Origin of the sequence: Streptomyces sp. NPDC002467, assembly GCF_042889825.1 — a bacterium.
Taxonomy (GTDB): domain Bacteria; phylum Actinomycetota; class Actinomycetes; order Streptomycetales; family Streptomycetaceae; genus Streptomyces.
The window spans coordinates 1-12,615 of record NZ_JBIARJ010000013.1; the positions used below are offsets into that span (position 1 = coordinate 1).

Sequence of the window (12,615 nt, forward strand, 5' to 3'; positions counted from 1 at the left end):
CCCCCGTGCGGCCCGGCGGGGGCGGGGGTGCCGCTGCGCGGAGCCGGTCCCCTACCCGCCCTTCCACCGTTCCCCGGGGCTCCGCCCCGGACCCCTCAAACGCCGGACGGGCTGATACTCAGCCCCGCCGGCGATTGAGGCGCGGGCGCGGAGCGCCGTAGGGGTGACGGGTGGCCCCCGGCGGACAGGGTCGAAGCCGCCTGCCCGCAGGGCAGTGAACCCCCGCGGCCGCCCGCCCAAGGGCTACGCGTCGGGCCGGACCACCGCCTTGATCGGCATCGAGCCCGCGCCCGCGATCGTGATGTTGCGGCCGGGGCGGGGGGCGTGGACCATCGCGCCGTCGCCGATGTACATCGCGACGTGGCTCGCGTCGTCGAAGTAGATGATCAGGTCACCGGGCCGCATGTCCTTCAGCGGAACCTTCGGCAGCAGCCGCAGCTGCTCCTGCGAGGTCCGCGGGATGCCCTTGCCCGCCGCCCGCCAGGCCTGCGAGGTCAGCCCGGAGCAGTCGTACGAGCCCGGGCCCTCGGCGCCCCAGAGGTACGGCTTGCCGATCTGCGCGGTGGCGAACTGCACCGCCCGCTTGCCCGCGTCCGTCGCCGTGCCGTTGATGTCCTTCAGCGCGCCCGTCGACAGCCACGCCGTCTGCGCCTTGTACTGCGCTTCCTGTTCGAGCTGGATCAGCCGGGCCTTCTCCTCGGCCTTCAGCTTGCTCTCCAGCTCCTCCGCCGCCTTGATCTTCGCCTCGATCTCCTTCTTGGCGGCTTCCTGCTTGACCCGGTTCTCCTCCAGGACGGCCCAGCGCGCGCTCGCGTCCGCCGCGTACCGCTTCAAGTCGTTTTGGGTGCTGTCCAGTTCGGAGAGCATGCTGGAGGTGGCCTTTTCGCCCTGCCGCAACCGGCCCGCCCCGTCCAGGAACTGCGTCGGGCTCCCGCTCAACGCCAGCTGTGCGCCCGGCGGCAGGCCGCCCGAGCGGTACTGGGCGCGGGCGGCGGCGCCCGCGCGGCTCTTGAGGGTGTCGATCTTCGACTGCCCGGCCTGGATCAGGTTGGCGAGCTCGACGATCTTCTCCGACTGGGCCTTGGTCTCGGCCTCCGCCTGGTTGTAGGCGTCGGTGGCGGCCCCCGCCTGGTGGTACAGGTCCTCTATCTCCTTGTGGACCTGCTCCAGGGATTTGACCCCCGGCTCCGGTGCGGGCGCGGCAGGCGCGGCGGGTGCGGCCGGCGTCGCGTGCGCCATCCCCGTCGCAAGACCGGGCGCGGTCAATATCGCCATCGCGCACAGCAGTACGAGAGCGCTCGCGCCACGCCGTTGCCTCACGGCCCCCATGGTCCCCCCAGACTCCATAACTGACTATCCATCAGTAACTTGTCATCGCCCTCGGGATGGTGTCACGAGTCGGTGAATTCCAACACCCTTGTGGATGACCGGCCGGATCAGGCCGTATTCATTTCAGCCCCACCACCCCTGACGACTCAACGGGCCACCCGGATCACCGGTTCCCCGGCCCGCCGTATTCACCCCACCGGGCGCAGGGCCTCCCAACGCACCGTCAGTTCCCCCTGCCGCCACCGCCCCGGACCGTCCGCCAGCGGCCAGTCGACGGCCAGGTCCCGCGCCGTCCGGATCCAGCGCTGCCGCGCGCCGTAGGAGGCGTACGGGGCCGCCGCCGCCCAGGCCCGGTCGAAGTCGCGCAGGAAGGAGTGCACCGGCTCGCCCGGCACGTTCCGGTGGATCAGCGCCTTCGGCAGCCGCTCCGCCAGGTCCGAGGGCCGCTCCAGGGAGCCCAGCCGGGTCGCGAACGTCACCGTCCGCGGACCCTCCGGGCCCAGCGCCACCCACACGTGCCGCCGCCCGATCTCGTCGCAGGTGCCCTCCACCAGCAACCCGTCCGGCGCCAGCCGCGCGCACAGCCGCGCCCAGACCTCCGCGACCTGCTCCTCGTCGTACTGGCGCAGCACGTTCGCCGCGCGGATCAGCGCCGGGCGTTCCCCGCCGTCCAGCGGCACCTCGAAGCCGCCGTGCCGGAAGCTGAGGCCCTCCCGCTCGTACGGCTTCGCGCCCGCGACCCGCGCCGGCTCGATCTCGATGCCGACCACCCGCACCCGGGGCGCCGCCTCCCGCAGCCGCGCCAGCAGCTCGACCGCCGTCCACGGCGCGGCCCCGTAACCCAGGTCGACGGCGACCGGCGCGTCCGCCCGCCGCAGTGCCGCCCCGTGCGCGGCCGCCATCCAGCGGTCCATCCGCCGCAGGCGGTTCGGATTGGTCGTCCCGCGCGTCACCGTGCCCACGGGGCGGCCGGGCTTCCGGCCGGAGCCATGGCTGGGCGAGGGGGACGGAGTGCTGCGGGAGGCCATGAGCCGAGGTTAAGCGGAGCGCCCTCACCACGGGAAAACCGGTCTTCGGCACGGGAGCGCCATGCCGTCCGCAAGAAAAATCGCGGATTCCCCGGCCATCCCGGAATGCGCGGGACCGCCATCCGGGTTGCACTCCTTGAAGGGCGCCTCGTGCGCTCCCGTCAGCATGCCCGCCAGCCGATCAGTCCGAGCGTCGTCGTCCGAGCGAGAGGAACTGCTCCCTTGAGCCAGTACGTGTCCCGCATCGGCGGCAGTATCGGCGGCCGCCTCGCCGCCCGCGCGGGCCGCCACGAGCCGCGGCTGCGCCTGCCGGCCGCCGTCGGAGGCCACCGCAAGCCGCGCCGCGTCGCCATGCTCAGCGTGCACACCTCACCGCTTCACCAGCCCGGTACCGGCGACGCCGGCGGGATGAACGTGTACATCGTGGAGCTGGCCCGACGCCTCGCGGCGATCAACATCGAGGTGGAGATCTTCACCCGGGCCACCACCGGCGGGCTGCCGCCCGTGGTCGAGCTGGCCCCCGGGGTCCTCGTACGGCACGTGGACGCGGGACCGTACGAAGGCCTCGCCAAGGAGGAGCTCCCGGCCCAGCTGTGCGCCTTCACCCACGGCGTGATGCAGGCCTGGGCCGGCCACCGCCCCGGCTACTACGACCTCGTCCACTCCCACTACTGGCTCTCCGGCCACGTCGGCTGGCTCGCCGCCGAACGCTGGGGCGTGCCGCTCGTGCACGCCATGCACACCATGGCGAAGGTCAAGAACGCCGCGCTCGCCGAGGGCGACACCCCCGAGCCCGCCGCCCGCGTCATAGGCGAGACCCAGATCGTGGCCGCCGCCGACCGCCTCATCGCGAACACCGCCGAGGAGGCCGACGAGCTCGTACGGCACTACGAGGCCGACCCCGCCAAGGTGGCCGTCGTCCACCCCGGCGTGAACCTCGACCGCTTCACCGTCGGCGACGGCCGCGCCGCCGCCCGGGCCCGCCTCGGCCTGCCGCAGGACGCCGTCATCCCGCTCTTCGCCGGCCGGATCCAGCCCCTGAAGGCCCCCGACATACTGCTGCGGGCCGTCGCCGTCCTGGTCGACCGGGACCCCTCGCTGCGCCGCCGACTCTTCGTCCCCGTCGTCGGCGGACCGAGCGGGAGCGGTCTGGCGAAGCCGGAGGGGCTGCAGAAGCTTGCCGCCAAGCTCGGCATCGCCGACCTCGTGCACTTCCACCCGCCCGTCGCCCAAGACGGCCTCGCGGACTGGTTCCGGGCCGCGTCCGTGCTGGTCATGCCCTCCTACAACGAGTCCTTCGGGCTCGTCGCGATAGAGGCCCAGGCCACCGGCACCCCGGTGCTCGCCGCCGCGGTCGGCGGTCTGCCCGTCGCCGTCGACGACGGGGTCACCGGCATCCTCGTGCCCGGCCACGACCCGGTGGACTACGCGCGGCAGCTGCGGCGCTTCATCGACGAGCCGGAGCTCACCGACCGGATGGGCGGGCAGGCCGCCCGGCACGCGCAGTTCTTCGGCTGGGACACGGCCGCGAGCGCCACGGCCGACGTGTACACGGCAGCGATGCACGATCACCGCCGTCGCGTACGCTCCCACCATGGCTGACACCGCCGAGATCACCGCGATCGTCGAGAGCGCCCTGACCGGCGCGGAGCTGAGCTGGGAGAGCCCCGAGCCGGGCTCGTACGTCGTCCAGCTCCCCGGGACCCGCAAGCTGAGCACGACCTGCTCGCTGCGGGTCGGCCGGCACTCCCTGTCGGTCAACGCCTTCGTGATCCGCCACCCCGACGAGAACGAGGCCGGCGTCCACCGCTGGCTGCTGGAGCGCAACCTCAAGCTGTACGGGCTGAGCTACGCGGTGGACCGCCTCGGGGACGTCTACCTCACGGGCCGGCTGCCGCTGTCGGTGGTCAACCCGGAGGACCTGGACCGCCTGCTGGGCACCGTCCTGGAGGCGGCCGACGGAGCCTTCAACACCCTGCTGGAGCTGGGTTTCGCGAGCGCGATCCGCCGCGAGTACGAGTGGCGCGTGTCCCGCGGCGAACCGACCTTCAACCTCGACGCCTTCAAACACCTGACGCAGCCGACGCCCTGACGCGTCCCGCCACGGCCCCGCCTAGGCCTCGGCGGTGGCGGGCAGCGACGCGGACCCCGGCACGGCAGGGGCCCCGGCCCCGGCCGAAGGCTCGTCACCGGACCCGGACCCGGCAGGGGCCACGGCCCCGGCCTCGGCTTCCCCGTCCGGCCGAGCCCGCGGCAGGTTCCGCATCAGCAGCCAGTACCCGAGTCCCGCGACCGTGCCCAGGACCGCGGTCGTCCCCCACAGCCACTGCGCCCCGTACCGGTCGATGACCCACCCTGCCAGCAGCGGTGCGACCAGCGAGGCCACTGCCCAGGACAGCGTGTACATGCCCTGGTAGCGGCCCCGCGCGTGCACCGGCGACAGCTGCACGACCAGGCCCATCTGGGTCGGCGAGTTGATGATCTCGGCCAGCGTCCACACGGACACCGTCAGCGCGAGCGCCCCGACGGACCCGCCGAAGGCCGTCAGCCCGAACCCGTATCCCGCGAGCAGGGCGGAGACCACCAGCAGCTTCTGCGGGTCCCGGTGCTCGATGAACCGCGTCACCGGGATCTGGAGCAGCACGATCATCACGCCGTTCACCGCGATGACCAGGCCGTAGTCGCCGGTCGAGAAGCCCGCGGTCCCCATCGCCAGCGGCAGGCCGAACGAGCCCTGCATGAAGATCAGCGAGATCAGGAACGACAGCCCGACGACCCCCATGAACCGCGCGTCGCGCAGCACCGCGCCGAGCCCGGCCGCGGGCTCCGCGGCCGCCGTGGTCGCGTCGTCCTTCACGGGGCGCGACTCGGGCAGCTTCAGGTAGACGAGGAGCGCGCAGACCAGCGTCAGCGCCGCCTCGCCGAGGAAGCCGGCCAGGTAGCTGTACTCGGCGATGAAACCCGCGACGGTCGAGGAGACGGCGAAGCCCAGGTTGATCGCCCAGTAGTTCAGTGCGAACGCCCGCACCCGGTCCTCGGGCCGCACGATGTCGGCCATCATCGCCTGCACCGCCGGCCGGGAGGCGTTCGAGGCCATGCCGACCAGCAGGGCCACCGCGGCGATGGCCGCGGGGTGCTCCATGAAGCCCAGCACCGCCACCGACAGGGCGGTCGACACGTTGGCGGCCAGCATCGTCGGCCGCCGGCCGAGCCGGTCGGTCATCACGCCGGCGACGAGGGACGAAATCACCCCGCCGAGCCCGTGGAGGGCGACCACAAGTCCCGCGAAGGAGGCCGAGTAGCCCCTGTCCAGGGTCAGGTACAAGGCCATGAAGGTGGCGACGAAGGCCCCGAGCCGGTTGACCAGGGTGCTCGCCCACAGCCACCAGAACTCCTTCGGCAGACCCGACACGCTCTCCCGGACGGCCCGTCTGAGGCTGGCAACGGACATAAGGAATCCCCCCGGGGAAGTAAGTGCCGATTGGGCTGAACGCACGTTACGAGCGGGGGTCTGCGGGCGCCACTCAATTGACGCGGACCGTCAATCGGGGGCCGCCGGACGGGGCGAGCGGGCGCCCGCGAACGTCCATTAGGCTCGTACGCATGGCCGACGCACCGTACAAGCTGATCCTCCTCCGCCACGGCGAGAGCGAGTGGAACGCGAAGAACCTGTTCACCGGCTGGGTGGACGTCAATCTCAACGAGAAGGGCGAGAAGGAGGCGGTCCGGGGCGGTGAGCTGCTCAAGGACGCCGGTCTGCTCCCCGACGTGGTCCACACCTCCCTCCAGAAGCGCGCGATCCGCACCTCCCAGCTCGCGCTGGAGGCCGCCGACCGCCACTGGATCCCGGTCCACCGTTCCTGGCGCCTGAACGAGCGCCACTACGGCGCCCTCCAAGGCAAGGACAAGGCCCAGACCCTCGCCGAGTTCGGCGAGGAGCAGTTCATGCTGTGGCGCCGCTCGTACGACACCCCGCCGCCGGCCCTCGAGGACGGTACGGAGTTCTCGCAGTCCGGGGACCCGCGCTACGCGTCGATCCCGCCGGAGCTGCGCCCGCGCACGGAGTGCCTCAAGGACGTCGTCGTCCGCATGCTCCCGTACTGGTACGACTCGATCGTCCCGGACCTGCTCGACGGCCACACCGTCCTGGTCGCCGCGCACGGCAACTCGCTGCGCGCCCTGGTCAAGCACCTCGACGGCATCTCCGACGCCGACATCGCGGGCCTGAACATCCCGACCGGCATCCCGCTCTCCTACGAGCTGGACGCCGACTTCAAGCCCCTCAACCCGGGCGGCACCTACCTCGACCCGGAGGCCGCCGCAGCCGCCATCGAGGCCGTCAAGAACCAGGGCAAGAAGTAACCCACAGCCGTGAACGAGCTCTCGACCTGCGGTTTCACCCGCGGGTCGGGGGCTTGACGCACGTGGGTGCGGTACGGGGGCCGGACGGGGGGATCGGTGCGGCCGAACGGGCGACTGCGGCGCGGTAGCGGTGACCGGCGGCCGAATTCCGGCGTTTCCCCGGCATGAAGATCAATCGATTCTCCGCGGTCGGCGCCCTCGCCGGCGTAGTCCTGCTGGCCGGTGGCGCCCCCGCGGCGCAGGCCGACCCGCTGCTCGACCTCATCGACAACCTGAACATCTCGGACCTCAACGTCTCCCGGGTCCTGAGCAACCCGGCGGTCGTCGTCAACAACGGCGGTACGACCACCCTCACGCAGGCCGAGCCGCTCCTGGCGTCGCTCGCGGCCCCCGTCGCCGCCCCCGCCGCCGCCCCGGCCGCGCCGGCCACCCCGGGCGTCGCCCCGGTCGCCCCGGCCGCCCCGAAGCGGACCATCCAGGCCGCCCCCGTCCTGCCGGGTGGTGCCGCGCGCATCGACGTCGCCCCGTAGTCGCGGTCGTTCCTTCGACCACCGAAAGCGAGAGGGCCCCGTCCGCGGAAACGGACGGGGCCCTCGCGTGCGTTCGCACGGGCGGCGGTCAGCCGCCGCACTGGCAGGGGGCGCCGGACTGGCAGCCGCAGCCGCAGCCGGAGCCGCAGCCGCAGGCCGCCAGGAGAGGGAGCCGCAGCGGCTCCGGCTTCGGCGGCTGCTCCTGCTCCGGGGTGATGGGGACGGGGGAATCGGGCATGGATCCTCCTCGCTGGCGACGAACGGGATGTCGTGTGCCTTCGCCTCATTCATGCCCAGCCACACCGGCGCGTCAACGGCGCATTGGCGCAGGGAGGGACGGACGCGAGTACCCCCGCCGGACTCCGTCAGACGCCGTCGACGATCGTCGGCTGCTGGAGTTCGTCCGCGTGCTCGCCCGTCACCAGATAGACCACGCGCTTGGCCACCGACACCGCGTGGTCCGCGAACCGCTCGTAGTAGCGGCCCAGCAGGGTCACGTCGACCGCCGTCTCGATGCCGTGCTTCCAGCGGTCGTCCATCAGGTGCTGGAAGAGCGTGCGGTGCAGCTGGTCCATCTCGTCGTCGTCCTGCTCCAGCTGGAGCGCCAGGTCGACGTCCTTCGTGATGATGACCTCGGCCGCCTTCGCCATCAGGCGCTGCGCCAGCTGACCCATCTCCAGGATCGTGGCGTGCAGGTCCCGCGGCACCGCCCTGTCCGGGAAGCGCAGCCGGGCGAGCTTCGCGACGTGCTGGGCCAGGTCGCCGCTGCGCTCCAGGTCGGCGCTCATGCGCAGCGAGGTCACGACGATGCGCAGGTCGGTGGCGACCGGCTGCTGGCGGGCCAGCAGGGCGATGGCCCGCGCCTCCAGGTCGTGCTGGAGGTCGTCGACCTTCTGGTCGGACGCGATGACGCTCTCGGCGAGCTTCAGGTCCGCGTCGAGCATGGACGTCGTGGCCCGCCCGATCGCGGAACCGACGAGCCGGGCCATCTCGACGAGGCCTTCTCCGATCGAGTCCAGTTCCTCGTGGTACGCGTCGCGCATGTCTCGTGTCCCTCTCTCGACCTACTGAAACAGCTCTACTGCCGGTGTTCCGGTGCCCGGGAATCCATGTCCGGGCCTCACGTTTTCACGTTGAACCGCAAACGCGTCCGACTCCGGCATCACAAATGAATCAACCCCGTCGCCAGGGTGAACTCTGGGCGACGACTGTTCGAGGTGCCACCCGAACGGCTGTGGAAGTGTCGTCGGGCCTGCTTAACCTGGATCCATGGACGTGAACGCGGCGGTCGCCGCAGCTGCAGCGATCGCCGGTCTTTGCACCGGTGTGATCGCGATGCTGGCGTTCCGCTGGAGCGAGCGCGACCAGGCCCGCCCCACCCGGAGCTCCATGCGCCCCGACATCAACGCGGTCCTGCCGCCCGGCGTGGACACGGTCCTGTCCGTGCTGCGGTCCTCGGCGGTGGTGCTCGACGAGGGCGACGCGGTGGTCAAGGCGAGTTCGGCGGCGTACGCGCTCGGGCTGGTCCGCGGCGGCAAGCTCGCCGTGGAGCCCATGCTGCACATGGCCCGTGACACCCGCCGTGACGGGGAGATACGCCAGGTCGAGCTCGACCTGCCCCGGCGCGGCACCGGCCGCGGCGAGGCCCTCGCCGTCTCGGCGCGCGTCGCCCCGCTGGGCTCGCGCCTCGTACTGCTGCTGGTCGAGGACCTCACCGAGGCCCGTCGCATCGAGGCCGTACGCCGTGACTTCGTCGCCAACGTCTCGCACGAGCTGAAGACCCCGGTGGGCGCGATCTCCCTGCTCTCCGAGGCCGTCATGGACGCCGCGGACGACCCCGAGGCGGTCAGCCGTTTCGCGGGCCGCATGCAGATCGAGGCCACCCGCCTGATCAACCTCGTCCAGGAGCTCATCGACCTCTCCCGGGTCCAGAACGACGACCCGCTGGAGGACGCCGAGCCCGTCCGCGTGGACACCCTCGTGGCCGAGGCCATAGACCGCTGCCGCCACACGGCGTCCTCGAAGCAGATCACCATGGCCGCGGGCGGCACCGCCGACCTGCGCGTCTGGGGCAACCGCGGCCAGCTCGCGGCAGCCCTCGGGAATCTGGTCGAGAACGCCGTCAACTACAGCCCCGCCCGCACCCGCGTCGGCATAGCCGGACGCAGGGTGACGGCCCCCGGGGGAGACTTGATCGAGATCGCCGTGACCGACCAGGGCATCGGCATCCCGGAAAAGGACCGCGAGCGCATCTTCGAGCGCTTCTACCGCGTGGACCCGGCCCGCTCCCGCGCCACGGGAGGCACCGGCCTGGGCCTTGCGATCGTGAAGCACGTCGCCGCCTCGCACGGCGGGGAGGTGTCGGTATGGAGCTCGGAGGGCCAGGGATCCACCTTCACCCTGAGGCTCCCCGAAGCGGCCGCGCAGTCCCCGGCGCCGGACCGCCGGACGCACCCGACCCCCGCCTGACCCCGACAGCCCCGCAAACCGCTCCAGCCACACCTGCCCCGGAGGACCTTCCGTGACCCGAGTGCTCGTCGTCGAGGATGAGGAATCCTTCAGCGACGCCCTGTCCTACATGCTCCGCAAGGAGGGCTTCGAGGTCGCCATCGCGGCGACCGGGCCCGACGGGCTCGACGAGTTCGAGCGCAACGGCGCCGACCTCGTCCTCCTCGACCTGATGCTCCCCGGCCTGCCGGGTACGGAGGTCTGCCGGCAGCTGCGCGGCCGCTCCAACGTGCCCGTGATCATGGTGACCGCCAAGGACAGCGAGATCGACAAGGTCGTCGGGCTGGAGATAGGAGCCGACGACTACGTCACGAAGCCCTTCTCCTCGCGCGAGCTGGTCGCCCGCATCCGAGCGGTCCTGCGCCGCCGGGGCGAGCCGGAGGAGGTCACCCCGGCAGCCCTGGAGGCCGGCCCGGTCCGCATGGACGTCGACCGCCACGTGGTCACCGTCGCCGGCGCCAAGGTGGACCTCCCGCTGAAGGAGTTCGACCTGCTGGAGATGCTCCTGCGCAACGCGGGCCGCGTGCTGACCCGCATGCAGCTGATCGACCGGGTCTGGGGCGCGGACTACGTCGGCGACACCAAGACCCTCGACGTCCACGTCAAGCGCCTCCGCGCCAAGATCGAGCCGGACCCGGGCGCGCCGCGCTACCTGGTCACGGTGCGCGGCCTGGGCTACAAGTTCGAGCCGTAGGCCGACGGCGCTGCCGCTGTGCCGAGGCCGGTCGGAGGCCGGCGCAGCGGCTCGAAGCCGGTGAGGCCCCCCGGGGCCTCGCCGTGCGAGGGGCGCACGTGGGAGGGGCTCGAGCCGGACCCGGGCGCGCCGCGCTATCTGGTCACGGTGCGCGGCCTGGGCTACAAGTTCGAGCCGTGAGCCGACGACACGCCCTGACGAACGGGAAGGGCCCCGGCCGCATCGTGCGGTCGGGGCCCTTCCCGTTTGCGTACGTGGCTACGCGGCTACGCGCCTCAGTGGCCGGCGGCGTGCGAGGCCGTGCCGGACGGGGTGCCGGACGGCGTGCCCGAGGCAGCGCCCGAAGGGGTACCGGAGGGGGTGCCCGACGGCGTGCCCGAGGGGGTACCGGACGGCGTGCCGGACGGGGTGCCCGAGGGGGTGGCGCCGGGGACCGGGAGGGTGCCCGGGACCGCGGTGGGGCCCCAGGCGGCGTACATGCCGGTGGCGGGCACCACGAAGGCGCCGAGCGCGACGTCACCCGTGCGGCTGAGCTGGAAGACGACCCGCTGGTTCTCGCCGAGCTTGGCGGCCTCGGCGCCTTCCTCGATCACGGCGGAGGGGTTGCCCTTGCCGCCCAGGACGACGGACCCGCCGGCCGGCACGGTGACCTTGCCGGAGCCCTCGGCACCCTTCAGGGTGACCTTGCCCTTGCCACCCGGGAGGGTGATGGCGTCGAGGGTCTGCTCCGTCTTGCCGGAGTTGAAGACCGTCGCCGAGATGGCGGCCGGGCCCTTCTTCTCCTTGTCGCCCTGGATGATCAGAGCGTTCTGGATCTTGATGACGCCCTTGGTGGTGGCGGCGTTGTCCGGCTTGATCTGGAGGGTCTGCGCGTCCTGGCCTGCGCCGCAGGCTGCCAGCGAGGCGATCGAGAACACGACGGCGGTGGCGGCGAGGGCGCCGCGTCGAAGGCTGCGGCTCACGGCGGCGGCATCTCCTTGGACGTACGGAACGGAAGGGTGGGGCCTTGGAACGGCCGAGGTAAAGCCGCTCTAAGGGTGTGTCAGCGGGCTCAGGTTACCGAGCCGCCACCCTGGCCCCGCACCCGACCCTCCGCAGGGCGGCGCCCGCCCTCACACGCGTGCCGCGATCTTCCATTCCGCTCGCCGATCATGCGCCGGTCCAAGCGTCGCCCGATCTCCGCCCGATCTCCGCCCGATCTCCGCCCGATGTCCGCTCGATGCCCGGCTTGATCACCCGCTTCACCCCCCGCTTCATCCGGGCTTCACGTGTCGATCATGTGGAGTCCCGTACGGCCTGCGCATAACCCGGCTCGGCACCCGGTGATCAAATTCCGAGATTCCTGCGAACGGCACTTCGTGATCAATTCAGGATTGGTCCGGAACCGATCCGTGCGGACGTCCGCCAGTCGAACGGAGTAGTTCGGTTTCCCGGCTCGCAAACCGGCAAAACGGGACGTACGTCACACTGGTGGCCGCGTCGGGGAGGTGTAGCGTGGCCCTTTCGGCTGGTCCGCACAGCGCCCCCGACCTGCGAATACCCCCTTCCAGAAGCCCTTCGCAGCACGTTCCTGTCGCTGTTGTCAAGCCCCGAGATGTGCCCTGACCTGCGAAAACGCCATTCATAACAGTCAGTTCTCGTGTTACCCTGGATAGCCACGGAAGGGGTACCTGTCACATGACGTTCAAGGTTGGCGACACCGTGGTCTATCCCCATCACGGGGCCGCGCTGATCGAGGCCATTGAGACTCGTCAGATCAAAGGCGTGGACAAGACCTACTTGGTGCTCAAGGTCGCTCAGGGCGACCTGACGGTTCGCGTGCCTGCGGACAATGCAGAGTTCGTCGGTGTTCGCGACGTAGTCGGCCAGGACGGGCTGGACCGGGTCTTCGAGGTGCTCCGCGCACCGTACGCAGAAGAGCCGACGAACTGGTCCCGGCGCTACAAGGCAAATCTGGAGAAGCTCGCTTCTGGCGATGTCATCAAGGTCGCCGAAGTGGTGCGTGACCTGTGGCGTCGTGAGCGTGAGCGCGGGCTTTCCGCGGGCGAGAAGCGCATGCTCGCGAAGGCGCGTCAGATCCTGGTGAGCGAGCTCGCGCTCGCTGAGAACACGAACGAGGACAAGGCCGAGGCCCTCCTCGACGAGGTGCTCGCGTCCTGACGCG

13 protein-coding genes are annotated in these 12,615 nt (G+C 71.4%); 7 read left to right on the forward strand and 6 right to left on the reverse strand.

Annotation, left to right across the window (positions count from 1 at the left end; translation table 11 throughout):
- Positions 1 to 243: 243 nt before the first annotated feature.
- Together ACFYYJ_RS25185 and ACFYYJ_RS25190 are read right to left on the reverse strand one after the other, a co-directional pair.
- Positions 244 to 1,329, reverse strand: coding sequence for an NlpC/P60 family protein (locus ACFYYJ_RS25185; protein ID WP_389135616.1), 1,086 nt, complete (start codon positions 1,327 to 1,329; stop codon positions 244 to 246).
- Between the two features lie 188 nt (positions 1,330 to 1,517).
- Entirely contained in the window at positions 1,518 to 2,357 is an 840-nt protein-coding gene (locus ACFYYJ_RS25190; RefSeq protein ID WP_389135619.1) for a class I SAM-dependent methyltransferase, read from the reverse strand.
- Between the two features lie 222 nt (positions 2,358 to 2,579).
- Here ACFYYJ_RS25190 and mshA point away from each other — a divergent pair, with 222 nt between their 5' ends.
- Both mshA and ACFYYJ_RS25200 read left to right on the forward strand, forming a co-directional pair.
- Positions 2,580 to 3,959 carry a D-inositol-3-phosphate glycosyltransferase gene (mshA, locus tag ACFYYJ_RS25195; protein WP_385363789.1) on the forward strand — a complete coding sequence of 460 codons (1,380 nt, stop codon included), beginning with the start codon at positions 2,580 to 2,582 and terminating at the stop codon, positions 3,957 to 3,959.
- A complete protein-coding gene (locus ACFYYJ_RS25200; RefSeq protein ID WP_384757958.1) occupies positions 3,952 to 4,449 on the forward strand; it encodes a YbjN domain-containing protein in 498 nt (165 codons plus the stop codon). The genes mshA and ACFYYJ_RS25200 overlap by 8 nt, the downstream gene beginning before the upstream one ends.
- A 21-nt stretch (positions 4,450 to 4,470) precedes the next feature.
- Here ACFYYJ_RS25200 and ACFYYJ_RS25205 read toward each other — a convergent pair whose 3' ends face one another.
- Positions 4,471 to 5,808 carry an MDR family MFS transporter gene (locus ACFYYJ_RS25205; RefSeq protein WP_389135622.1) on the reverse strand — a complete coding sequence of 446 codons (1,338 nt, stop codon included), beginning with the start codon at positions 5,806 to 5,808 and terminating at the stop codon, positions 4,471 to 4,473.
- Positions 5,809 to 5,960: 152 nt separating this feature from the next.
- Between ACFYYJ_RS25205 and ACFYYJ_RS25210 the strand changes: the two genes are divergently transcribed.
- Together ACFYYJ_RS25210 and ACFYYJ_RS25215 are read left to right on the forward strand one after the other, a co-directional pair.
- Complete coding sequence (locus ACFYYJ_RS25210) at positions 5,961 to 6,719, forward strand: phosphoglyceromutase (protein WP_365172805.1); 759 nt, start codon at positions 5,961 to 5,963, stop codon at positions 6,717 to 6,719.
- A 164-nt stretch (positions 6,720 to 6,883) separates the two neighbouring features.
- The gene (locus tag ACFYYJ_RS25215) at positions 6,884 to 7,249 is read left to right on the forward strand and encodes a hypothetical protein (protein WP_385133521.1); all 366 of its coding nucleotides are present in this window, start codon (positions 6,884 to 6,886) and stop codon (positions 7,247 to 7,249) included.
- 88 nt (positions 7,250 to 7,337) lie between these two features.
- Here ACFYYJ_RS25215 and ACFYYJ_RS25220 read toward each other — a convergent pair whose 3' ends face one another.
- Positions 7,338 to 7,487, reverse strand: a complete 150-nt coding sequence (locus tag ACFYYJ_RS25220) for a hypothetical protein (RefSeq protein WP_167350612.1) — start codon at positions 7,485 to 7,487, stop codon at positions 7,338 to 7,340.
- A 127-nt stretch (positions 7,488 to 7,614) separates the two neighbouring features.
- Positions 7,615 to 8,292: a phosphate signaling complex protein PhoU gene (gene phoU, locus ACFYYJ_RS25225; protein ID WP_385133520.1), complete on the reverse strand. Its 678-nt coding sequence runs from the start codon at positions 8,290 to 8,292 to the stop codon at positions 7,615 to 7,617.
- Between the two features lie 226 nt (positions 8,293 to 8,518).
- On the opposite strand from phoU, the gene ACFYYJ_RS25230 reads away from it, so the two are divergent.
- Positions 8,519 to 9,718 carry a sensor histidine kinase gene (locus tag ACFYYJ_RS25230; protein ID WP_385133517.1) on the forward strand — a complete coding sequence of 400 codons (1,200 nt, stop codon included), beginning with the start codon at positions 8,519 to 8,521 and terminating at the stop codon, positions 9,716 to 9,718.
- A gap of 52 nt (positions 9,719 to 9,770) precedes the next feature.
- Positions 9,771 to 10,451: a response regulator transcription factor gene (locus ACFYYJ_RS25235; protein WP_007265514.1), complete on the forward strand. Its 681-nt coding sequence runs from the start codon at positions 9,771 to 9,773 to the stop codon at positions 10,449 to 10,451.
- 275 nt (positions 10,452 to 10,726) lie between these two features.
- Here ACFYYJ_RS25235 and ACFYYJ_RS25240 read toward each other — a convergent pair whose 3' ends face one another.
- Positions 10,727 to 11,413 carry a DUF461 domain-containing protein gene (locus tag ACFYYJ_RS25240; protein ID WP_385364920.1) on the reverse strand — a complete coding sequence of 229 codons (687 nt, stop codon included), beginning with the start codon at positions 11,411 to 11,413 and terminating at the stop codon, positions 10,727 to 10,729.
- A 715-nt stretch (positions 11,414 to 12,128) separates the two neighbouring features.
- On the opposite strand from ACFYYJ_RS25240, the gene ACFYYJ_RS25245 reads away from it, so the two are divergent.
- The gene (locus tag ACFYYJ_RS25245; protein WP_003953493.1) at positions 12,129 to 12,611 is read left to right on the forward strand and encodes a CarD family transcriptional regulator; all 483 of its coding nucleotides are present in this window, start codon (positions 12,129 to 12,131) and stop codon (positions 12,609 to 12,611) included.
- Positions 12,612 to 12,615: the final 4 nt, after the last annotated feature.

Coding starts and splice junctions, on each gene's coding strand:
- ACFYYJ_RS25185 (WP_389135616.1), bottom strand. CDS start 1,329: ATGGGGGCCGTGAGGCAACGGCGTGGCGCGAGCGCTCTCGTACTGCTG.
- ACFYYJ_RS25200 (WP_384757958.1), top strand. CDS start 3,952: ATGGCTGACACCGCCGAGATCACCGCGATCGTCGAGAGCGCCCTGACC.
- ACFYYJ_RS25230 (WP_385133517.1), top strand. CDS start 8,519: ATGGACGTGAACGCGGCGGTCGCCGCAGCTGCAGCGATCGCCGGTCTT.
- ACFYYJ_RS25220 (WP_167350612.1), bottom strand. CDS start 7,487: ATGCCCGATTCCCCCGTCCCCATCACCCCGGAGCAGGAGCAGCCGCCG.
- ACFYYJ_RS25205 (WP_389135622.1), bottom strand. CDS start 5,808: ATGTCCGTTGCCAGCCTCAGACGGGCCGTCCGGGAGAGCGTGTCGGGT.
- ACFYYJ_RS25215 (WP_385133521.1), top strand. CDS start 6,884: ATGAAGATCAATCGATTCTCCGCGGTCGGCGCCCTCGCCGGCGTAGTC.
- ACFYYJ_RS25210 (WP_365172805.1), top strand. CDS start 5,961: ATGGCCGACGCACCGTACAAGCTGATCCTCCTCCGCCACGGCGAGAGC.
- ACFYYJ_RS25190 (WP_389135619.1), bottom strand. CDS start 2,357: ATGGCCTCCCGCAGCACTCCGTCCCCCTCGCCCAGCCATGGCTCCGGC.
- phoU (WP_385133520.1), bottom strand. CDS start 8,292: ATGCGCGACGCGTACCACGAGGAACTGGACTCGATCGGAGAAGGCCTC.
- ACFYYJ_RS25245 (WP_003953493.1), top strand. CDS start 12,129: ATGACGTTCAAGGTTGGCGACACCGTGGTCTATCCCCATCACGGGGCC.